General features: G+C 57.7%; 20 protein-coding genes. 4 read left to right on the top strand and 16 right to left on the bottom strand.

What is annotated here, in order from left to right; translation table 11 throughout:
• Nucleotides 1–26: 26 nt before the first annotated feature.
• The 16 genes from atpG to rpmH form a co-directional block, all read right to left on the bottom strand.
• Complete coding sequence (gene atpG / locus AWU82_RS21570; protein ID WP_007960781.1) at nt 27–887, bottom strand: F0F1 ATP synthase subunit gamma; 861 nt, start codon at nt 885–887, stop codon at nt 27–29.
• A 50-nt stretch (nt 888–937) separates the two neighbouring features.
• Nucleotides 938–2,482, bottom strand: coding sequence for a F0F1 ATP synthase subunit alpha (gene atpA, locus AWU82_RS21565; protein WP_039764983.1), 1,545 nt, complete (start codon nt 2,480–2,482; stop codon nt 938–940).
• Nucleotides 2,483–2,503: 21 nt separating this feature from the next.
• On the bottom strand, nt 2,504–3,040 hold the full coding sequence (locus tag AWU82_RS21560) for a F0F1 ATP synthase subunit delta (RefSeq protein ID WP_011336717.1): 537 nt from the start codon (nt 3,038–3,040) through the stop codon (nt 2,504–2,506).
• A 12-nt stretch (nt 3,041–3,052) separates the two neighbouring features.
• A complete protein-coding gene (locus AWU82_RS21555) occupies nt 3,053–3,523 on the bottom strand; it encodes a F0F1 ATP synthase subunit B (RefSeq protein WP_011336718.1) in 471 nt (156 codons plus the stop codon).
• A 57-nt stretch (nt 3,524–3,580) separates the two neighbouring features.
• Complete coding sequence (gene atpE / locus AWU82_RS21550; RefSeq protein ID WP_003097235.1) at nt 3,581–3,838, bottom strand: F0F1 ATP synthase subunit C; 258 nt, start codon at nt 3,836–3,838, stop codon at nt 3,581–3,583.
• Between the two features lie 134 nt (nt 3,839–3,972).
• Nucleotides 3,973–4,842: a F0F1 ATP synthase subunit A gene (atpB, locus tag AWU82_RS21545; protein ID WP_039764981.1), complete on the bottom strand. Its 870-nt coding sequence runs from the start codon at nt 4,840–4,842 to the stop codon at nt 3,973–3,975.
• Nucleotides 4,843–4,858: 16 nt separating this feature from the next.
• Nucleotides 4,859–5,266, bottom strand: a complete 408-nt coding sequence (locus AWU82_RS21540; RefSeq protein WP_003229783.1) for a F0F1 ATP synthase subunit I — start codon at nt 5,264–5,266, stop codon at nt 4,859–4,861.
• A gap of 148 nt (nt 5,267–5,414) precedes the next feature.
• A complete protein-coding gene (locus AWU82_RS21535; protein WP_064379654.1) occupies nt 5,415–6,287 on the bottom strand; it encodes a ParB/RepB/Spo0J family partition protein in 873 nt (290 codons plus the stop codon).
• A 9-nt stretch (nt 6,288–6,296) separates the two neighbouring features.
• On the bottom strand, nt 6,297–7,094 hold the full coding sequence (locus AWU82_RS21530; RefSeq protein ID WP_064379652.1) for a ParA family protein: 798 nt from the start codon (nt 7,092–7,094) through the stop codon (nt 6,297–6,299).
• Nucleotides 7,095–7,112: 18 nt separating this feature from the next.
• Nucleotides 7,113–7,757 (bottom strand): 16S rRNA (guanine(527)-N(7))-methyltransferase RsmG, encoded by a 645-nt coding sequence (gene rsmG, locus AWU82_RS21525; RefSeq protein ID WP_064379650.1) that lies wholly within the window; start codon nt 7,755–7,757, stop codon nt 7,113–7,115.
• Entirely contained in the window at nt 7,754–9,652 is a 1,899-nt protein-coding gene (gene mnmG, locus AWU82_RS21520; RefSeq protein WP_007954140.1) for a tRNA uridine-5-carboxymethylaminomethyl(34) synthesis enzyme MnmG, read from the bottom strand. The genes rsmG and mnmG overlap by 4 nt, the downstream gene beginning before the upstream one ends.
• A 552-nt stretch (nt 9,653–10,204) precedes the next feature.
• The gene (gene mnmE / locus AWU82_RS21515; RefSeq protein ID WP_064379648.1) at nt 10,205–11,575 is read right to left on the bottom strand and encodes a tRNA uridine-5-carboxymethylaminomethyl(34) synthesis GTPase MnmE; all 1,371 of its coding nucleotides are present in this window, start codon (nt 11,573–11,575) and stop codon (nt 10,205–10,207) included.
• An 81-nt stretch (nt 11,576–11,656) separates the two neighbouring features.
• A complete protein-coding gene (yidC, locus tag AWU82_RS21510; protein WP_064379646.1) occupies nt 11,657–13,339 on the bottom strand; it encodes a membrane protein insertase YidC in 1,683 nt (560 codons plus the stop codon).
• 2 nt (nt 13,340–13,341) lie between these two features.
• Nucleotides 13,342–13,587 (bottom strand): membrane protein insertion efficiency factor YidD, encoded by a 246-nt coding sequence (yidD, locus tag AWU82_RS21505; RefSeq protein ID WP_010465488.1) that lies wholly within the window; start codon nt 13,585–13,587, stop codon nt 13,342–13,344.
• On the bottom strand, nt 13,580–13,981 hold the full coding sequence (gene rnpA, locus AWU82_RS21500; protein ID WP_011336726.1) for a ribonuclease P protein component: 402 nt from the start codon (nt 13,979–13,981) through the stop codon (nt 13,580–13,582). The genes yidD and rnpA overlap by 8 nt, the downstream gene beginning before the upstream one ends.
• A gap of 16 nt (nt 13,982–13,997) precedes the next feature.
• A complete protein-coding gene (rpmH, locus tag AWU82_RS21495) occupies nt 13,998–14,132 on the bottom strand; it encodes a 50S ribosomal protein L34 (protein ID WP_003213577.1) in 135 nt (44 codons plus the stop codon).
• Nucleotides 14,133–14,698: 566 nt separating this feature from the next.
• Between rpmH and dnaA the strand changes: the two genes are divergently transcribed.
• The 4 genes from dnaA to gyrB are packed head-to-tail and all read left to right on the top strand — an operon-like array spanning nt 14,699 to nt 20,906.
• On the top strand, nt 14,699–16,222 hold the full coding sequence (dnaA, locus tag AWU82_RS21490; RefSeq protein ID WP_064379644.1) for a chromosomal replication initiator protein DnaA: 1,524 nt from the start codon (nt 14,699–14,701) through the stop codon (nt 16,220–16,222).
• Nucleotides 16,223–16,261: 39 nt separating this feature from the next.
• Nucleotides 16,262–17,365, top strand: coding sequence for a DNA polymerase III subunit beta (gene dnaN, locus AWU82_RS21485; RefSeq protein WP_011331733.1), 1,104 nt, complete (start codon nt 16,262–16,264; stop codon nt 17,363–17,365).
• Nucleotides 17,366–17,379: 14 nt separating this feature from the next.
• Nucleotides 17,380–18,483 (top strand): DNA replication/repair protein RecF, encoded by a 1,104-nt coding sequence (gene recF / locus AWU82_RS21480; RefSeq protein WP_003220208.1) that lies wholly within the window; start codon nt 17,380–17,382, stop codon nt 18,481–18,483.
• A 5-nt stretch (nt 18,484–18,488) separates the two neighbouring features.
• Nucleotides 18,489–20,906 (top strand): DNA topoisomerase (ATP-hydrolyzing) subunit B, encoded by a 2,418-nt coding sequence (gyrB, locus tag AWU82_RS21475; protein ID WP_064379642.1) that lies wholly within the window; start codon nt 18,489–18,491, stop codon nt 20,904–20,906.
• Nucleotides 20,907–20,933: the final 27 nt, after the last annotated feature.

Raw genomic sequence — 20,933 nt, 5'->3', positions numbered from 1 at the left:
GCTGGATCCTCTGAATATTTGAACCGTTAAACCGCGGCAGCGCCGCCGACGATTTCCGAGATCTCTTGGGTGATCGCAGCCTGACGCGCCTTGTTGTAGATCAGCTGCAAATCGCTGATCAAATCACCGGCGTTGTCGGTAGCGTTCTTCATCGCGATCATCCGCGCAGCCTGTTCAGCCGCGTTGTTCTCGACCACCGCCTGGTACACCTGCGACTCCACGTAACGCACCATCAAGCCGTCAAGCAGCTCTTTGGCGTCCGGTTCGTAGAGATAGTCCCAGTGGTGCTTGAGATCCTGATCCGGGGTTGCCACCAGTGGAATCAACTGCTCCACGGTAGGCTGTTGTGTCATGGTGTTGATGAACTTGTTGGATACCACGGACAGGCGGTCGATACGGCCGTCCAGGTAGGCATCCAGCATCACCTTGACGCTGCCGATCAGATCATTGATCGACGGCTCTTCACCCAAGTGGCTGATAGCTGCAACGACGTTACCGCCGAAGTTGCGGAAAAAAGCCGCACCCTTGCTACCAACGACACACAGATCGATCTCGACGCCGTTTTCGCGGTTTACCGCCATGTCCTTGACCAGGGCCTTGAACAGGTTGGTGTTCAAGCCGCCGCACAGACCACGGTCACTGCTCACGACGACATAACCGACGCGCTTTACTTCGCGATCGATCATGAACGGGTGGCGGTATTCCGGGTTGGCGTTGGCCAGATGCCCAATTACCTGGCGGATACGCTCCGCATAAGGACGGCTAGCAGCCATGCGCATTTGTGCCTTGCGCATTTTGCTGACCGCCACTTTTTCCATGGCGCTGGTAATTTTTTGCGTGCTTTTGATGCTCGCAATCTTACTGCGAATCTCTTTTGCGCCTGCCATGTAACACCTATCAGGTTAGCAAGCGGGAGCCTTGCGGCTCCCGCTGCGGCTTACCAGGTTTGGGTGGCCTTGAACTTCTCGATACCAGCCTTCAGGCCAGCGTCGATTTCGTCATTGAAGTCACCTTTAACGTTGATCTTGGCCATCAAGTCGGCGTGATCGCGGTTGAAGAAAGCGATCAGCGCTTGTTCGAAGCTGCCGATCTTGGCGATTTCAATGTCAGTCAGGAACCCACGCTCAGCGGCATACAGCGACAGCGACATGTCGGCGATCGACATTGGCGCGTATTGCTTCTGCTTCATCAGCTCGGTAACGCGCTGACCATGCTCAAGTTGCTTGCGGGTCGCTTCGTCCAGGTCAGAAGCGAACTGGGCGAATGCCGCCAGTTCACGGTACTGAGCCAGAGCGGTACGGATACCACCGGACAGCTTCTTGATGATCTTGGTCTGAGCGGCACCACCCACACGGGATACCGAAACACCGGCGTTCACTGCAGGGCGGATGCCCGAGTTGAACATGGCCGATTCCAGGAAGATCTGACCGTCGGTGATGGAAATCACGTTGGTCGGAACGAATGCGGAAACGTCGCCAGCCTGGGTTTCGATGATCGGCAGTGCAGTCAGGGAACCGGTTTTGCCGGTCACTGCGCCGTTGGTGAACTTCTCTACGTACTCTTCCGAAACGCGGGATGCACGCTCCAGCAGACGGGAGTGGAGATAGAACACGTCGCCTGGGTAAGCTTCACGGCCTGGTGGACGGCGCAGCAGCAGGGAAATCTGGCGGTAAGCCACTGCTTGCTTGGACAGATCGTCATAAACGATCAGCGCGTCTTCACCGCGGTCGCGGAAGAATTCACCCATGGTGCAACCGGAGTACGGAGCCAGGAATTGCAGTGCTGCAGATTCCGAAGCGCTCGCAGCAACGATGATGGTGTTAGCCAGTGCACCGTTTTCTTCCAGCTTGCGAACCACGTTGGCGATGGTCGATTGCTTCTGACCGATTGCCACGTAGACGCAGAAAATGCCGCTGTCTTTCTGGTTGATGATCGCGTCGATCGCCAGAGCGGTTTTACCGATCTGACGGTCACCGATGATCAGCTCACGCTGGCCACGGCCGACAGGGATCATGGCATCGACAGCCTTGTAGCCAGTCTGTACAGGCTGGTCTACCGACTTACGCCAGATCACGCCCGGAGCAACTTTCTCGACCGCGTCGGTCTCGGTGTTGCCCAGTGGACCTTTGCCGTCAACAGGGTTACCCAGTGCGTCGACAACGCGACCCAGCAGTTCCTTGCCAACCGGAACTTCGAGGATGCGGCCGGTGCACTTGGCGCTCATGCCTTCAGCCAGACTGGTGTACGCGCCCAGTACAACGGCACCTACGGAGTCTTGCTCCAGGTTGAGGGCCATACCGTAGACGCCGCCCGGAAACTCGATCATCTCGCCGTACATGACGTCGGCCAGACCGTGAATCCGCACGATACCGTCAGATACGCTGACGACAGTGCCTTCGTTACGGGCTTGGGAGGTCACATCGAGCTTTTCGATGCGGCCCTTGATAATTTCACTTATTTCGGAAGGATTGAGTTGCTGCATTGCTCTGCTGCCCCTTCAAACTCAAGATTTCAATGCTTCGGCAAGTTTCGCGATTTTGCCGCGAATCGAGCCATCGATAACCAGGTCGCCGGCGCGGATGACCACCCCCCCGATAAGGGAGCTGTCTTCCTCGACTTGCAGGCGCACTTCCCGGTTGAGTCGTGCACTGAGAACCTTGGCGAGTTTGTCTTGCTGTTCTTGGTTCAATGCAAAAGCACTGGTCACTTCAACGTCTACCGATTTCTCTTGCTCGGCCTTGTACAGGTCGAACAGAGCGGCGATCTCCGGCAGAAGCGGGAGACGGTCGTTTTCGGCAACGACATTGATGAAGTTCTGTGCCTTGGCATCAAACTTGTCGCCGCACACGTCAATGAACGTGGCGGCCTTTTCTGCGCTCGTCAGTCGCGGGGCCTTGAGCACGCGCTGCATGGTGTCGTCTTGCGACACCGCTGCTGCCAGGCCGAGCATGGCTGACCAATTGGCCAGTTGCTGGTGGGCCTGAGCGTGCTCGAAGGCCGCCTTAGCGTAAGGTCGGGCCAACGTGGTCAGTTCTGCCATGATCGCCCTCGCTTAGATTTCAGCAGCCAGTTGGTTAACCAGCTCTGCGTGCGCGTTTTGATCGATTGTGGCACCCAGGATCTTCTCGGCGCCGCCGACAGCCAGCAAGCCCACTTGGGCGCGCAGCTTGTCTTTGACACTGTTCAGTTCCTGTTCGATCTCGGCTTGAGCCTGAACCTTCACACGGTCAGCGTCGATGCGGGCCTTTTCAACGGCCTCTTCGACAATCTGGTTACCGCGTTTCTTGGCTTGCTCGATGATTTCAGCTGCCTGAGCTTTCGCTTCGCGCAGTTGCTGACCCGCTTTCTCTTGGGCCAACTCCAGGTCGCGAGCTGCACGGCTGGCAGCGTCCAGACCATCAGCGATCTTCTTTTGACGTTCGTGCAGAGCTGCGATGACCGGAGGCCATACGAACTTCATGCAGAACAGTACAAAAATCAGGAACGCAACGGACTGGCCAATCAGGGTCGCATTAATGTTCACGCCAACACCTCGCAGTTACGTTGTCCATCACACCAAATCACTCGGAGATCCGAATGATTAGCCAGCGATCTGACCAACGAACGGGTTCGCAAAGGTGAAGAACAGAGCGATACCAACACCGATCATGGTTACGGCGTCGAGCAGACCGGCAACGATGAACATTTTAACTTGCAGCATTGGAACCATTTCTGGCTGACGCGCTGCGCCTTCCAGGAACTTGCCGCCCAGCAGGCCGAAACCAATTGCGGTACCCAGTGCGCCCAGGCCGATCAACAGTGCAACAGCGATAGCGGTTAGACCAACTACAGTTTCCATCTTTCCTCCCGACTTTTACGTCGTATGGTTTAGGTTTTTTAGATTAAAGCGGTAAAACAAATCGTTTCATGGTGCCCCGTGAGGAGCCCCTTCCCGTTTGACCGGGAAGGACATCAGACTAGTCGAGACTGGTCTTAATGGTTTTCTTCGTGCGCCATCGACAGGTAGACGATGGTCAGCATCATGAAGATGAACGCCTGCAGGGTGATGATCAGGATGTGGAACACAGCCCACGCCCACTGCAGGACAACGCCCAGGCCGCTGAGCCAGAGCAGGCCGCTGCCGAACATCACAGCGATCAGGATGAACACCAGCTCGCCGGCATACATGTTGCCGAACAGACGCAGAGCCAGAGAGATCGGTTTGGCGATCAGGGTCACGAATTCCAGCAGGAAGTTCACCGGGATCAGCAGGGCCTGAACGAAGATGTTCTTGCTGCCGAACGGGTGCAGGGTCAGTTCGCCGATGAAACCGCCGATGCCCTTGACCTTGATGCTATAGAAAATGATCAGTGCGAAAACCGAGAACGCCATGCCCAGCGTCGCGTTCGGGTCGGTAGTCGACACGGCGCGGAACGGGATGTGGTGGTCGCCGGAGATCAGGATGGCCAGCTGAGGAATCCAGTCGACCGGTACCAGGTCGACGGCGTTCATCAGGAACACCCAGACGAAGATGGTCAGTGCCAGCGGTGCGATCACCGGGCTACGGCCATGGAAGCTGTCTTTCACGCTGCCATCGACGAATTCGACCAGGACTTCAACGAAGTTCTGCAGTGCACCCGGCTGACCGGAAGTCGCCTTCTTGGCCGCCATGCGGAAAAGAATGACGAAGATCAGACCCAGTGCGACCGACCAGCCGAGAGTATCGACGTGGAAAGCCCAGAAGCCCATTTCCTTGGCTTCTGCTGCGGTGTGGGCAAAGCCCCAGCCGCCGTTGGGTAGCTGACCGAAGGTCAGGTTCTGCAAGTGGTGCTGGATATAGCCCGAAGCGGTTGTTTCTGCCATGGTTGCCTCAAACGCCCTAAGGTCTCGAAAGTCTTGTTCTCATCAGCAGGGGAGCGAACCAGCTGACCGACTGAGTCAGCACGAAGGCGCCGAATACAGCGATCGGCGCCAGTGGCTTCACACCTGCAAACACCAGTGCAAACAGCACTGCCGTCAAAATCAGTTTGCCTGCCTCGCCGGCATAAAAAGACCGGACGATGGACTGGGCTGCTCGGGCGCCGGAAAACCGAAATGCCTTGTGAGCGAAATAAACATTGGGCAGCAAGGCTATCAGGCCTCCGCAAAGTCCCGAGTATCCGGCAACGACTCCGTGCCATTGCCAGAGCGCCAAAGCGGCAATGAGCAAAATGACAAATTGAGCCATCAACACCGGAAAAACCGCCAGGCGATGGAACGGCAGGCGGTTTGGCTTGCGGGTTTCCATCACTATTGCTCTCCAATGGTCGGCTGCCGAAATTCAATAACTTGGCATAATTTGTGCCGACAAAATGCGCGCAGAGTATAGGGGCGGTTCTGCCCCTATTCAACTGTCAGGTAGTGATTTCCGACTGCGCGCTACAAGAGGAATTGTTTCAGCGGATGTGTGCGAGCACACCTTGAAGCTCATCGAGGGAGTTGTAACCAATCACCAGCTGACCCCTGCCCTTCTTGCCGTGGCGGATCTGCACCGCAGAGCCTAGGCGCTCGGCCAGACGCTGTTCGAGGCGGGCGATATCCGGATCAGGTTTCGCAGGCTCTACCGGCTCCGGTTTGCCACTCAACCATTGGCGAACCAGTGCCTCAGTTTGGCGCACAGTGAGACCGCGTGCGACAACATGTCGCGCCCCTTCCACCTGCTGATTGTCCGGCAGACCGAGCAATGCACGAGCATGACCCATCTCCAGGTCGCCGTGGGACAACATGGTCTTGATGACTTCCGGAAGCGCAATCAGGCGCAACAGGTTGGCCACGGTGACGCGGGACTTACCCACAGCGTCGGCAACCTGTTGCTGAGTGAGCTGGAATTCCTGCTGCAAGCGCTGCAGGGCCACCGCTTCTTCGATCGGGTTCAGGTCCTCGCGCTGGATGTTCTCGATCAGCGCAATGGCGATCGCGGTTTCATCCGGCACGTCGCGGACCATCGCCGGGATGGTTTCCTGGCCGGCCTGCTGACTTGCGCGCCAGCGACGTTCGCCGGCGATGATCTCGAAGCGGCCACCACCAATCGGACGAACCACGATCGGCTGCATCACGCCCTGGGCCTTGATCGACTGCGCAAGCTCTTCCAGCGCCTGAGGATCCATGTCCCGGCGTGGCTGATACTTGCCGCGCTGCAGCAGGTCCAGTGGCAGGTGCTGCAACTCACGGCTGTCAGCCTGCGCCGCTTGTTCTTCCAGCGAGCTGACAGTCGGACCGCTCAGCAGCGCGTCCAGTCCTCGTCCGAGACCTCGTTTCTTGACGGCCATGGGGATTCCTTAAGTTGGCTGGGCAGCGGCGATGCGTGAATTTTTGCGCTGACGGCGAACCATCTCGCCCGCCAGGGCCAGGTAGGCCAGCGCACCACGCGATTGCTTGTCGTAAGCCAGCGCCGGCATGCCATAGCTCGGGGCTTCAGCGAGGCGGATGTTGCGCGGGATCACCGTGTCGTACAGCTGATCGCCAAAGTGTTCCTTGAGCTGTGCCGAAACGTCGTTCATCAGGCTCAGGCGCGGGTCGTACATGGTCCGCAGCAGTCCTTCGACTTTCAGGTTCGGGTTCAGCAGTTCGGCGATGCGTTTGATGTTATCCACAAGGTCGCTCAGACCTTCGAGCGCAAAGTACTCGCACTGCATGGGGATAATCACCCCGTCAGCGGCGACCAGTGCGTTCAGCGTGAGCATCGACAGCGACGGCGGGCAGTCGATCAGGATGTAATCGTAGTTTTCACGGACCGGCGCCAGCGCGCTGCGCAGACGGCTTTCTTTCATCTGCATTTCCAGCAGAACCACTTCAGCCGCCGTCAGGTCACGGTTGGCCGGCAGCAGCTGATAACCGCCATGTTCCGAATAGTGCATGGCCTGGGCCAGATCGCATTCGCCGATCAGCAGGTCGTAGACCGAGTTTTCCAGGCCATGTTTATCCACACCGCTACCCATGGTGGCGTTGCCCTGTGGATCGAGATCGATCAACAGCACCCGGCGCTTGGTCGCGACCAGGGATGCTGCGAGGTTGATGCAGGTGGTGGTCTTGCCCACACCACCCTTCTGGTTCGCTATCGCGAATACCTTAGCCATTCTTGCTTGTGTTCCCAATCATGCCGTGCGGCGCAGTATCAGCAGATGGCGTTGGCCTTGGCAACCGGGTACGGCCAGGGCGTGTTCGCTATCGAGTTTGAAGTCTGCCGGCAATGCTACCAGCTCATCGGCCGGATGAACGCCCTTCATTGCCAGCCAGCGCGTATCGGCGTCGCCGAGGTGGCGAGTCCAGTTGGTGAAGTTCTCCATGCTGCTGAATGCCCGGGAAATGATCCCGTTGAACGGCTGTGCAGGCTGGAAGGCTTCGACGCGGCTGTGGATAACTTGCAGGTTATCCAGTTTGAGTTCGAGTTTGACCTGGGTCAGGAAGCGGGTTTTCTTGCCGTTGCTGTCCAGGCAGGTCACTTGCGAGTCCGGATACAGGATCGCCAGAGGGATCCCCGGCATGCCGCCGCCGCTGCCGACATCCAGCCAGCGGCCGTTTTCGATGAACGACATCACGCTGAGGCTATCGAGCAAGTGACGGGACACCATTTCGTCCGGATCGCGAACGGCAGTCAGGTTGTAGGCCTGGTTCCATTTGATCAACAGGGCCAGATAACCCAGCAACAAATCGTGCTGGGCTTCAGTGAGATTGACACCGAGCGCGCGGGCTCCTGTGGATAACTCTTCGGCGTGTTGCGAAGTGACCTTAGAACTCAAGCGCTTTGCTCCAACTGACGGCCCGCGCCGCGTTTTTTCAAGTGAATCATCAACAGCGAAATCGCTGCCGGAGTCACGCCCGGGATCCGCGAAGCCTGGCCAAGCGTCTCGGGACGCGTGGCACCCAGCTTGCTCTGGATCTCCTTGGAGAGACCGGAAATGTTGGTGTAATCGATATCCACAGGCAGTTTTGTGTCTTCGCTTGCACGCAGGCGGGCGATTTCGTCCTGTTGGCGATCGATGTAACCGGCGTATTTGGTCTTGATCTCGACCTGCTCGGCGACCTGTGGATCTTCGGCGCCCTGCCCGGTCACTTCGACCAGACCAGCGTAGTCGATTTCCGGACGGCTCAAGAGATTGAGCAAGTTGTATTCGTGAGTCAGCGGCGTACCGAATTTCTCGGCAATCGCATCGCCCTGCGGAGTGCCCGGGCGAACCCAGGTGCTTTTCAGGCGCTGCTCTTCGAGTTCGATACTTTCGCGTTTCTTGCAGAACGCTGCCCAGCGCGCGTCATCGACCAGACCCAGTTCGCGACCTTTTTCGGTCAGACGCAGGTCGGCGTTGTCCTCACGCAGGATCAGGCGGTACTCGGCACGGGAAGTGAACATGCGGTACGGCTCTTGGGTACCGAGGGTGATCAGGTCGTCGACCAATACCCCGATGTACGCCTCATCGCGACGCGGGCACCAGGCTTCTTTGCCTTTCGCACGCAATGCGGCGTTGGCACCGGCCAGCAAACCTTGCGCACCGGCTTCTTCGTAACCGGTGGTGCCGTTGATCTGGCCAGCGAAGAACAGACCGCCGATGACTTTGGTTTCCAGGCTGTACTTCAGATCACGCGGATCGAAATAGTCGTACTCGATCGCATACCCCGGACGCACGATGTGCGCGTTTTCCATGCCGCGGATCGATTGCACGATCTGCAACTGCACGTCGAACGGCAGGCTTGTGGATATGCCGTTCGGATACAACTCATGGGTGGTCAGGCCTTCCGGCTCGATGAACACCTGATGGCTTTCCTTGTCGGCAAAGCGGTGGATCTTGTCTTCGATCGACGGGCAATAACGCGGACCAATGCCTTCGATTTCACCTGCAGCGGAATACATCGGCGAACGGTCGAGGTTCGCGGCAATGATTTCGTGGGTGCGCGCGTTGGTGTGGGTGATCCAGCAACTGACTTGCCGTGGATGCTGTTCCTTGTTGCCCATGAACGACATCACCGGGATCGGCGTATCGCCTGGCTGCTCGGTCATCACCGAGAAATCCACAGACTTGCCGTCGATACGCGGTGGCGTACCGGTTTTCAGGCGACCGACACGTAGCGGCAGTTCACGCAGACGATGCGCGAGGGCGATCGACGGTGGATCACCGGCGCGACCACCGGAAAAATTCTGCAAACCGATGTGGATAAGTCCGCCCAGGAACGTACCGGTGGTCAACACCACAGAATCGGCGAAGAAACGCAGACCCATTTGGGTGACAACACCGCGCACTTGTTCCTGCTCGACGATCAGGTCGTCAGCGGCTTGTTGAAATATCCACAGGTTCGGCTGATTTTCCAGAATTTCGCGGACAGCGGCCTTGTAAAGAATACGGTCGGCTTGCGCACGGGTTGCACGTACGGCCGGGCCTTTGCGGCTGTTCAGTACGCGAAACTGGATACCGCCCAAATCGGTGGCCATGGCCATCGCGCCGCCGAGGGCGTCGATTTCCTTGACCAGATGGCTTTTGCCAATGCCACCGATTGCCGGGTTGCAACTCATGGCACCGAGGGTCTCCACGTTATGCGTCAGCAGAAGGGTTTTTGCACCCATGCGTGCTGAGGCCAGTGCTGCCTCGGTACCGGCATGACCGCCGCCGATGACGATCACTTCAAAACGGGAAGGGAAATCCACCACGCACCTCGTGCCTGCTTAAGTAGGTCATTCAGGAATAGTTTGAGATCAGGTTTCTGGACCTGGTCGGCAAGTATAGGGACTTCGCCCTTCCTAAAGAACCCTTTGCACAAAATTTAACCAGCTGTGGAGAACTCGCGGTTAAAAGAATAAAAAAGAGAGAAATTTATAAAACCTTTGTTTTAAAGCTTATTCTTACTGCCCTTCGTTTCTGTGGATAGATTTCTACAGGCCTCTATTTTCAATGTGTACAGAGATTTAAAACCCTGTGACCATGTCGCCATGAGGCCCTTGGATAACCGGTGTAAGCCTGTGGATGAATGAGGTGGTTATCCACAGCGGCAGTTATGTTCAGTTTTCAGGCCCTGTTATCAACTGCCCTTAGCGGCAGTTATTCACAGGGCTTAATCCACAGAAATCGGATGAATGAAGGAATCGCGGACACGGAAAATCCGCTCAGGAATAGATATCTGTCCGGCACTGGAGGAAGGAAATACGAGGGAGGGAGAACAGACAGGTCGCGAACGGACCTGTCTGTGGACAACGGAAGGCTTATTTACCGATGCAGAAGCTGGAAAAGATCCGTCCCAACAGATCATCGGAGCTGAACGCTCCGGTGATTTCCCCAAGGGACTGCTGGGCCTGACGCAGGTCTTCGGCCAGCAGTTCACCAGCACCCGCCAACGTCAGCTGGGCACGCCCATGTTCCAGGGCATCACTGGCATGACGCAGGGCTTCCAGGTGCCGGCGGCGTGCGCTGAAACTGCTTTCCGACGTTTGTTCGTAGCCCATGCAGGCCTTGAGGTGATCGCGCAGCAAGTCCAGCCCCTCACCGGCGGATTTGGCGCTCAGGCTGATCGTCACATGGCCATCGTCACTGACTTCCAGGGCAATGGGTTCGCCGGTGAGATCAGCTTTGTTACGGATCAACGTGACCTTCGCCGGATCCGGTCGGGTTTCGAGGAATTCAGGCCACAGGGCGAACGGGTCGGCAGCTTCAGGTGCTGTGGCATCGACGACCAGCAGCACTCGATCAGCCTCGCCAATGGCTTTCAATGCTCGTTCAACGCCGATTTTTTCCACATGGTCATCGGTATCACGCAGACCGGCGGTGTCCACAACGTGCAGCGGCATGCCGTCGATGTGGATATGTTCGCGCAGGATATCCCGGGTGGTGCCGGCGATTTCGGTGACGATCGCGGCTTCGCGACCGGCCAGCGCGTTGAGCAGGCTGGATTTGCCGGCATTCGGACGACCGGCAATCACCACGGTCATGCCGTCACGCAGCAATGCACCCTGTCCGGCTTCGCGCAATACAGTGGATAACTCGTCGCGAACCTTGTCGAGCATGCTCAGCACGTGGCCATCGGCGAGGAAGTCGATTTCCTCTTCAGGGAAGTCGATGGCTGCCTCGACATAAATCCTCAAGCCGATCAGTTGTTCGGTGAGGTGATGCACACGCTGGGAAAACGCTCCCTGTAAGGAACGCAATGCGTTGCGTGCAGCCTGTGCAGAACTGGCTTCGATCAGGTCGGCGATGGCCTCGGCCTGAGCCAGGTCGAGTTTGTCATTGAGGAATGCTCTTTCGCTGAACTCACCGGGACGGGCCAGACGGCAGCCCAGTTCCAGGCAACGCTTGAGCAACATGTCGAGAACGATCGGGCCGCCGTGGCCTTGCAGTTCCAGCACATCTTCACCGGTGAACGAGTTCGGCCCCGGGAAATACAGCGCCAGACCTTCATCCAGCACCTGTTGATCGTCACTGAAGAACGGGCCGTAGTGGGCAAACCGTGGTTTCAGTTCGCGGCCGCTGATGGCTCTGGCCGCGACGCTGGCCAGCGGCCCGGAAATTCGAACGATGCCCACGCCGCCACGGCCCTGGGCGGTGGCGACGGCTGCGATGGTTTCACGAGGTGCGCTCATAAACCGGTATCCAGACAAAAATGGCAGATAGCAAAACGCCCCACTAGGGGGCGTTTTGAGTGGTGTTATCCACAGAGTAAGTTACGCCTCGGCTTTTTTCGTCGCCGCTTCGATCTTACGCGTGATGTACCACTGTTGGGCAATCGACAGGCAGTTGTTCACAACCCAGTACAGCACCAGACCCGCCGGGAACCACAGGAAGAAGAAGGTGAAGATGATTGGCATCATTTTCATCACCTTGGCCTGCATCGGATCCGGAGGAGTCGGGTTCAGACGCTGCTGGATGAACATGGTCGCGCCCATTATGATCGGCAGGATGAAGAACGGATCCTTGATCGACAGGTCGGTAATCCACAGCATGAACGGCGCCTGGCGCATTTCCACGCTTTCCAGCAGAACCCAGTACAGGGAAAGGAAAACCGGCATCTGCACAAGGATCGGCAAGCAGCCGCCCAGCGGATTGATCTTCTCTTTCTTGTACAGCTCCATCATGGCTTGCGACATTTTCTGCCGGTCATCGCCATGTTGCTCTTTCAGTGCAGCCAGTTTCGGAGCCACGGCGCGCATGCGGGCCATCGACTTGTAGCTGGCGGCCGACAGAGGGAAGAAGATCCCTTTGATCAGCATGGTCAGGAAGATGATCGACCAGCCCCAGTTGCCGACGATGCTGTGGATATGTTGCAGCAGCCAGAAGATTGGCTGGGCAATGAACCACAGAATGCCGTAGTCGACGGTCAATTCCAGACCAGGGGACAACTCTTTCAGCACCGCCTGGCTTTTCGGACCGGCGTACAGAACAGCGCTGGTTTCGACTTTCGCACCCGGTGCAGCGGTCAGCGAAGGACCGGTGTAACCGATGATGTAGTTGCCTTTGCTGTCCTTACGGGTCTGGACGATGTTGTTTTCGCCCTTCGGAGCAACCCATGCAGTCACGAAGTAGTGTTGCAGCCAGGCTACCCAGCCACCGGTGACGGTTTCCTTGAGCTGAGCCTTGTCCATGTCCTTCATGGACACTTTCTTGTATGGCTCGGAACTTGTCCACAGGGCGGCGCCCAGGTAGGTCGCGGTACCGGTAGCAGTCGTGGAAGAAGGATCGGCGCTGGCGTCGCGTTTCAGCTGGGCGAACATCGAACCGGACCAAGGCTGAGCGCTCTGGTTGTCGATCAGATAGGTCACGGTCACGTCATACAGGCCACGTTTCAGAGTGAAACGCTTGATGTAATTGACGCCGTCCTTGCTGAATTTCAGGTCGACGACCAGTTGGTCCTGACCGTCAGCCAGTTGATAAGTCTTCTTTTCCGAAGAGTAGATCGGGCGACCGGCCGGGTTTGCATCCGGACCGTTGGTGCCAATCAGACCGCTCTGTGCCAGATAGGTACGTTCGCCACCGTTGTCGAACAGTTGGAACGGAACGTCCGGACGATCCTGACGACGTGGATACAGCGGCAAGGTCAACTGAGCAACATCACCACCTTGTGGATCGATCGACAGATCGAGCACGTCGGTTTTGACCTGGATCAGATCCTTGCTGGCGGCGACCGGCGTTTCGGCAGGTGCGCTGGTATCGCTTGCGGCGCGCGGAATATCGTCACTGGCAGCAGCATTATTGCCAGTGGCGGTGTCCGGCAAACCGGATGTAGTCGTACTGGAAGCAACATTCTGAGTCGGCAGGGCAGCCTGGCCGTAGTCCTGGTTCCATTTAAGGACCATGACGTAGGACACGATTGCCAGGGCGACGATCAGGATCGTGCGTTTGATATCCATGATTACTCGGCCATCGAAGAAGAACGGGAGGTAGGGATAGGTGGAACCGGGTCATAACCACCGGGATTCCACGGATGACAGCGACCTAAACGACGAAAGGTCAGCCAGCCACCGCGCAGAAGGCCATGATTTTCGATGGCTTCATACGCGTAGCAAGAACAACTGGGGTAGAAACGACAGTGACTGGCCATCAGGGGACTAATGGCATAGCGATAAAACTGGATCGGAACGAGTGCCAGTTTACGCATCTGGACTGTCTACCCCTACAGTTTCGGTTTTGACTGCTGGTACCGGCTTGTTGCGTGCCAGACGCTTCCAGAGTTTGCCGAAATGCTGAATCAATTCGGGGTTTTCTACGTCACCCAAACCTTTGCGCGCGACGATAACAATGTCCCAGCCGACCAGTGAATCCTGGTGCAGGCGAAACGATTCGCGCATCAGACGTTTGAGGCGATTGCGCTCGACGGAGAGCTTGACGCTCTTTTTCCCGATAACCAGCCCGAGACGGGGGTGATCGAGATCGTTGTTGCGCGCAAGGAGCAGGAGATTTTTCCCCGGAACCTTGCCGGTAGGGGAGTCAAAGACTGCCTTGAAATGCCGGGGAGTAAGCAGACGCTTTTCCCGACTGAAGTCCTGACTCACCTCCAGTGCCGGATTATCAAACTGCCAGACGTGCGCGGCCTTTGGCGCGACGACGCGACAGTACGGCACGACCGTTCTTGGTAGCCATGCGAGCACGGAAACCGTGGGTACGAGCGCGTTTGATAGTGCTTGGTTGGAAAGTACGTTTCATGTCGTGTTACCTGGTTCGTCCACAACGGGCCGGAATGGCCCCCGTTTTAAGAGACCGGGGATTCTAGAGAAAGCAAGTCCATAGGTCAATTTCCAACCAACGTTTCCTTATAAATAGATCTTCGGAGCGTCCGGAACGGATTACCCGTTTGCCAAAGATAAAAATAAAGAAGGGAATTATTTAAAGCTTTTCTGTAAAGCTTGTAAAAGCTAGGCAGGCCCTTCTCTGTGGATAACTGGCTCAAGGCCTTGTATCAAGCGATGTACAGAGAATGACAACTACAGTGGAAAACCGTGTTCAGCCTGTGCCGCACTGTCGGATAACCTGTGCGTGGAATGGGCGGTTATCCACAGGCTGGTTATCCACCGACTTTCGCCCCCGGTTGTCCAGTGTGCTCAGATAGGGTTATCCACAGAGCTTATGCACACACCGTCGGTCGCCTTTTTCTCGTTTAACGCATTGATAAATCATGTCGACCGGGCAACCTGCATGTGGATAAGTGGACGACTGGCCGCTACAATGGCCGCTTGTTTTTGCCTCACCGGCTTTCAACTTAGGGGATATCCGTGTCAGTGGAACTTTGGCAGCAGTGCGTGGAGCTTTTGCGCGAAGAGCTGCCTGCCCAACAATTCAACACCTGGATCCGTCCACTACAGGTCGAAGCCGAAGGCGACGAGTTGCGCGTCTACGCACCGAACCGTTTTGTTCTGGACTGGGTCAACGAAAAGTACCTGGGGCGCGTCCTTGAACTGCTGGATGAGCATGGCAACGGTCTGGCACCGTCGCTTTCCTTATTAATAGGCAGCAAACGCAGTTCGGCCCCGCGTGCCGCGCCGAATGCGCCCTTGGCCGCGGCGCAAGTGTCCCAGGCTCAGGCCAACGCAGTGCCGGCCAGTGCGCCAGCGCCAGCCCATACGCCTGCGCCGACCAAGCGTTCAACGCAGAAAACCGAAGAAATCAGTGAAGAGCCGTCCCGTGACAGCTTCGATCCGATGGCTGGTGCCGCTTCGCAACAGGCGCCGGTTCGTGCCGAACAGCGCACCGTGCAGGTCGAAGGCGCGCTCAAGCACACCAGCTACCTGAATCGCACCTTCACCTTTGAAAACTTCGTCGAAGGTAAATCCAACCAGCTCGCCCGTGCGGCGGCCTGGCAGGTGGCGGACAACCCGAAGCACGGCTACAACCCGCTCTTCCTTTATGGGGGCGTAGGTCTTGGTAAGACTCACTTGATGCACGCGGTGGGTAACCACCTATTAAAGAAGAACCCGAATGCCAAGGTTGTGTACCTGCATTCCGAGCGTTTCGTGGCTGACATGGTCAAGGCACTGCAGCTGAACGCGATCAACGAGTTCAAGCGTTTCTACCGTTCGGTGGACGCCCTGCTGATCGACGACATTCAGTTCTTCGCCCGCAAGGAACGTTCCCAGGAAGAGTTTTTCCACACCTTCAACGCCCTGCTTGAAGGTGGCCAGCAGGTCATTCTCACCAGTGACCGCTACCCGAAAGAAATCGAAGGCCTAGAAGAGCGCCTCAAATCCCGCTTCGGCTGGGGCCTGACAGTTGCCGTCGAGCCGCCTGAGCTGGAAACCCGCGTAGCGATCTTGATGAAGAAGGCCGACCAGGCCAAAGTCGAGTTGCCACACGATGCAGCATTCTTCATTGCCCAACGTATTCGCTCCAACGTCCGTGAGCTGGAAGGCGCGCTGAAACGCGTGATCGCCCACTCGCACTTCATGGGCCGCGACATCACCATCGAGTTGATCCGCGAATCCCTGAAAGACCTCTTGGCGCTGCAGGACAAACTGGTCTCTGTGGATAACATTCAGCGCACCGTCGCCGAGTACTACAAGATCAAGATTTCCGACTTGCTGTCCAAGCGCCGTTCGCGTTCGGTCGCTCGTCCGCGTCAGGTGGCCATGGCATTGTCCAAGGAACTGACCAACCACAGCCTGCCGGAAATCGGCGATGTGTTTGGCGGCCGCGACCACACGACCGTGTTGCACGCCTGCCGCAAGATCAACGAACTTAAGGAATCCGACGCGGACATCCGCGAGGACTACAAGAACCTGCTGCGTACACTGACCACTTGATGAACACCAGCGCAGCTTATTAAGGCAAGGGACTAGACCATGCATTTCACCATTCAACGCGAAGCCCTGTTGAAACCCCTGCAACTGGTCGCAGGCGTCGTCGAGCGCCGACAGACCTTGCCGGTACTGTCCAACGTGCTGCTGGTTGTCGATGGCCAGCAACTGTCGCTGACCGGTACCGACCTGGAAGTCGAGCTGGTCGGTCGCGTGCAACTCGAGGAGCCGGCTGAGACAGGTTCCATCACTGTGCCTGCGCGCAAGCTGATGGACATCTGCAAGAGCCTGCCGAACGATGCGCTGATCGACATCAAGGTCGACGAGCAGAAGCTGGTGGTGAAAGCCGGCCGTAGCCGTTTCACCCTGTCGACCCTGCCGGCCAACGACTTCCCGACTGTGGAAGAAGGCCCGGGTTCGCTGACCACCAGCCTGGAACAGAGCAAGCTGCGTCGCCTGATCGAACGCACCAGTTTCGCCATGGCCCAGCAGGACGTGCGTTATTACCTCAACGGCATGTTGCTGGAAGTCTCGACCGGTGTGATCCGCGCCGTGGCCACTGACGGTCACCGTCTGGCCATGTGCTCGATGCAGGCCGACATCGGTCAGCAGGATCGCCACCAGGTGATCGTGCCGCGCAAAGGTATTCTCGAACTGGCACGTCTGCTCACCGAGCCGGACGGCAACGTCAGCATCGTCCTGGGCCAGCACCACATCCGCGCGACCACCGGCGAATTCACCTTCACCTCGAAACTGGTCGACGGCAAGTTCCCGGACTACGAGCGCGTTCTGCCGAAGGGCGGCGACAAGCTGGTACTGGGTGATCGTCAGGCGCTGCGTGAAGCGTTCAGCCGTACCGCTATTCTGTCCAACGAAAAATACCGCGGTATCCGTCTGCAACTGGCCAGCGGTCAGTTGAAGATCCAGGCCAACAACCCGGAGCAGGAAGAAGCGGAAGAAGAAGTAGGCGTGGAATACAACGGCGGCTCCCTGGAAATCGGCTTCAACGTCAGCTATCTGCTCGACGTGCTGGGTGTGATGACCACCGAGCAGGTTCGCCTGATCCTGTCCGACTCCAACAGCAGTGCGCTGGTGCAAGAGTCCGACAACGACGATTCGGCTTACGTTGTTATGCCGATGCGTCTGTAATCAGCTGACTCTGGATGTCTTTAAGTCGCGTCTCGGTCACCGCGGTGCGCAATCTGCACCCGGTGACCTTCTCCCCCTCCCCCCGAATCAACATTCTTTACGGCGCCAACGGCAGCGGCAAAACCAGTGTTCTGGAAGCCATTCACCTGCTGGGGCTTGCGCGTTCGTTTCGTAGCACGCGGCTGTTGCCGGTCATCCAGTACGAGCAGCTGGCCTGCACCGTATTCGGCCAGGTCGAGCTCGCCGAGGGTGGCCACAGCGCATTGGGGATATCTCGTGACCGTCAGGGCGAGTTCCAGATCCGCATCGACGGTCAGAACGCTCGCAGCGCTGCGCAACTGGCGGAGATCCTGCCGCTGCAGTTGATCAACCCCGACAGCTTTCGCCTGCTGGAAGGCGCGCCGAAGATTCGCCGGCAGTTTCTCGACTGGGGCGTGTTCCACGTCGAGCCGCGGTTCATGGCCACCTGGCAGCGTTTGCAGAAGGCCTTGCGCCAGAGAAACTCCTGGCTGCGGCATGGTACACTTGACGCCGTTTCGCAAGCGGTTTGGGACAGGGAACTGTGCCAGGCCAGCGCTGAAATCGATGAATACCGCCGCGCTTATATCAAAGCCTTGAAACCGGTCTTTGAACAAACCTTGAGCGAACTGGTTGAGCTCGAAGGTTTGACGCTCAGCTATTACCGAGGCTGGGACAAAGACCGGGAATTGAGCGCCGTACTTGCCGGATCCGTGCAACGGGACCAGCAGATGGGTCATACCCAAGCCGGGCCACAACGGGCTGACTTGCGTCTTAGATTGGGCGCACACAACGCCGCGGACATCTTGTCCCGGGGGCAGCAGAAGTTGGTGGTCTGTGCATTGCGGATTGCCCAGGGGCATCTGGTGAGCCAGGCCCGACGCGGCCAGTGTATTTATCTGGTGGATGATTTGCCGTCCGAACTGGACGAGAGCCACCGCCGCGCGCTGTGCCGTTTGCTGGAAGACTTACGCTGCCAGGTTTTTATCACCTGTGTAGATCACGAATTATTGAGGGAAGGCTGGCAGACGGAAACGCCAGTCGCTCTGTTCCACGTGGAACAGGGCCGTATCACCCAGACCCACGACCATCGGGAGTGAAGGCATTGAGCGAAGAAAATACGTACGACTCATCGAGCATTAAAGTGCTGAAAGGCCTGGATGCCGTGCGCAAACGTCCCGGTATGTACATTGGTGACACCGACGATGGCAGCGGTCTGCACCACATGGTGTTCGAGGTGGTCGACAACTCGATCGACGAAGCCCTCGCCGGCCACTGCGACGACATCAGCATCATCATCCACCCGGATGAGTCCATCACCGTTAAAGACAACGGCCGTGGCATCCCGGTAGACGTGCACAAAGAGGAAGGCGTTTCCGCCGCCGAGGTCATCATGACCGTCCTCCACGCCGGCGGTAAGTTTGACGACAACTCCTACAAGGTATCCGGCGGTCTGCACGGTGTAGGTGTTTCGGTTGTGAACGCGCTGTCCGAAGAGCTGGTCCTGACCGTTCGCCGCAGCGGCAAGATCTGGGAACAGACCTACGTCCACGGCGTACCTCAGGCACCGATGGCGATCGTTGGCGACAGCGAAACCACCGGCACCCAGATTCACTTCAAGGCTTCCAGCGAAACCTTCAAGAACATTCACTTCAGCTGGGACATCCTGGCCAAGCGCATTCGTGAACTGTCCTTCCTCAACTCCGGTGTCGGCATCGTCCTCAAGGATGAGCGCAGCGGCAAGGAAGAGCTGTTCAAATACGAAGGCGGCCTGCGTGCGTTCGTTGAATACCTGAACACCAACAAGACTGCGGTCAACCAGGTGTTCCACTTCAACATCCAGCGTGAAGACGGCATCGGCGTGGAAATCGCCCTGCAGTGGAACGACAGCTTCAACGAGAACCTGTTGTGCTTCACCAACAACATTCCGCAGCGCGACGGCGGCACCCATCTGGTGGGCTTCCGTTCCGCACTGACGCGTAACCTGAACAACTACATCGAGCAGGAAGGCCTGGCGAAGAAGCACAAAGTCGCCACCACCGGTGACGATGCCCGTGAAGGCCTGACCGCGATCATCTCGGTGAAGGTGCCTGATCCGAAGTTCAGCTCCCAGACCAAAGACAAGCTGGTGTCTTCTGAAGTGAAGACCGCGGTCGAACAGGAAATGGGCAAGTACTTCTCCGACTTCCTGCTGGAAAACCCGAACGAAGCCAAACTGGTCGTCGGCAAGATGATCGACGCTGCCCGTGCCCGTGAAGCGGCGCGCAAGGCCCGTGAGATGACCCGCCGCAAAGGCGCGCTGGACATCGCCGGCCTGCCGGGCAAGCTCGCTGACTGCCAGGAAAAAGACCCGGCGCTGTCCGAACTGTACCTCGTGGAAGGTGACTCCGCGGGCGGCTCTGCCAAGCAGGGACGTAACCGCAAGACCCAGGCCATCCTGCCGCTGAAGGGCAAGATCCTCAACGTCGAGAAAGCCCGTTTCGACAAGATGATTTCGTCCCAGGAAGTGGGCACCCTGATTACCGCGCTGGGCTGCGGTATCGGTCGCGAAGAGTACAACATCGACAAGCTGCGCTATCACAACATCATCATCATGACCGATGCTGACGTCGACGGTTCGCACATCCGTACCCTGCTGCTGACCTTCTTCTTCCGTCAGTTGCCGGAGCTGATCGAGCGCGGCTACATCTACATCGCCCAGCCGCCGCTGTACAAGGTCAAGAAAGGCAAGCAAGAGCAATACATCAAAGACGACGACGCCATGGAAGAGTACATGACGCAGTCGGCCCTGGAAGATGCGAGCCTGCACCTGAACGAAGACGCCCCGGGCATTTCCGGCGAAGCGCTGGAACGTCTGGTGAACGACTTCCGGATGGTGATGAAGACCCTCAAGCGTCTGTCGCGCCTGTACCCGCAGGAGCTGACCGAGCACTTCATCTACCTGCCGGCCGTCAGCCTGGAAATGCTCGGCGACCACGCCAAGATGCAAGACTGGCTGGCCCAGTACGAAGTCCGTCTGCGCACCGTCGAGAAGTCGGGCCTGGTCTACAAGGCCAGCCTGCGTGAAGACCGCGAGCGTGGCGTGTGGCTGCCAGAGGTCGAACTGATCTCCCACGGCCTGTCGAACTACGTCACCTTCAACCGCGACTTCTTCGGCAGCAACGACTACAAGACCGTCGTCACCCTCGGCGCTCAACTGAGCACCCTGCTCGACGAAGGCGCGTACATCCAGCGCGGCGAGCGCAAGAAATCGGTCACCGAGTTCAAGGAAGCCCTGGACTGGTTGATGGCCGAAAGCACCAAGCGCCACACCATCCAGCGATACAAAGGTCTGGGCGAAATGAACCCGGATCAGCTGTGGGAAACCACCATGGACCCAAGCGTGCGCCGCATGCTGAAAGTCACCATCGAAGACGCCATTGGCGCAGACCAGATCTTCAACACCCTGATGGGTGATGCGGTCGAACCTCGCCGTGACTTCATCGAGAGCAACGCTCTGGCGGTGTCCAACCTGGATTTCTGATCCCGGTCGGCACCAACGAAAAGGCCA

It is taken from the genome of Pseudomonas glycinae, assembly GCF_001594225.2.
GTDB lineage: Bacteria > Pseudomonadota > Gammaproteobacteria > Pseudomonadales > Pseudomonadaceae > Aquipseudomonas > Aquipseudomonas glycinae.
This window is presented reverse-complemented; position numbering and strand designations above follow the sequence as displayed.

Bases quoted from the DNA above. Each gene is read 5' to 3' on its own strand.
- atpG (WP_007960781.1), bottom strand. From the start codon at position 887: ATGGCAGGCGCAAAAGAGATTCGCAGTAAGATTGCGAGCATCAAAAGC.
- atpA (WP_039764983.1), bottom strand. From the start codon at position 2,482: ATGCAGCAACTCAATCCTTCCGAAATAAGTGAAATTATCAAGGGCCGC.
- AWU82_RS21560 (WP_011336717.1), bottom strand. From the start codon at position 3,040: ATGGCAGAACTGACCACGTTGGCCCGACCTTACGCTAAGGCGGCCTTC.
- atpE (WP_003097235.1), bottom strand. From the start codon at position 3,838: ATGGAAACTGTAGTTGGTCTAACCGCTATCGCTGTTGCACTGTTGATC.
- atpB (WP_039764981.1), bottom strand. From the start codon at position 4,842: ATGGCAGAAACAACCGCTTCGGGCTATATCCAGCACCACTTGCAGAAC.
- AWU82_RS21540 (WP_003229783.1), bottom strand. From the start codon at position 5,266: ATGGAAACCCGCAAGCCAAACCGCCTGCCGTTCCATCGCCTGGCGGTT.
- AWU82_RS21535 (WP_064379654.1), bottom strand. From the start codon at position 6,287: ATGGCCGTCAAGAAACGAGGTCTCGGACGAGGACTGGACGCGCTGCTG.
- AWU82_RS21530 (WP_064379652.1), bottom strand. From the start codon at position 7,094: ATGGCTAAGGTATTCGCGATAGCGAACCAGAAGGGTGGTGTGGGCAAG.
- mnmE (WP_064379648.1), bottom strand. From the start codon at position 11,575: ATGAGCGCACCTCGTGAAACCATCGCAGCCGTCGCCACCGCCCAGGGC.
- yidC (WP_064379646.1), bottom strand. From the start codon at position 13,339: ATGGATATCAAACGCACGATCCTGATCGTCGCCCTGGCAATCGTGTCC.
- yidD (WP_010465488.1), bottom strand. From the start codon at position 13,587: ATGCGTAAACTGGCACTCGTTCCGATCCAGTTTTATCGCTATGCCATT.
- rpmH (WP_003213577.1), bottom strand. From the start codon at position 14,132: ATGAAACGTACTTTCCAACCAAGCACTATCAAACGCGCTCGTACCCAC.
- dnaN (WP_011331733.1), top strand. From the start codon at position 16,262: ATGCATTTCACCATTCAACGCGAAGCCCTGTTGAAACCCCTGCAACTG.
- recF (WP_003220208.1), top strand. From the start codon at position 17,380: ATGTCTTTAAGTCGCGTCTCGGTCACCGCGGTGCGCAATCTGCACCCG.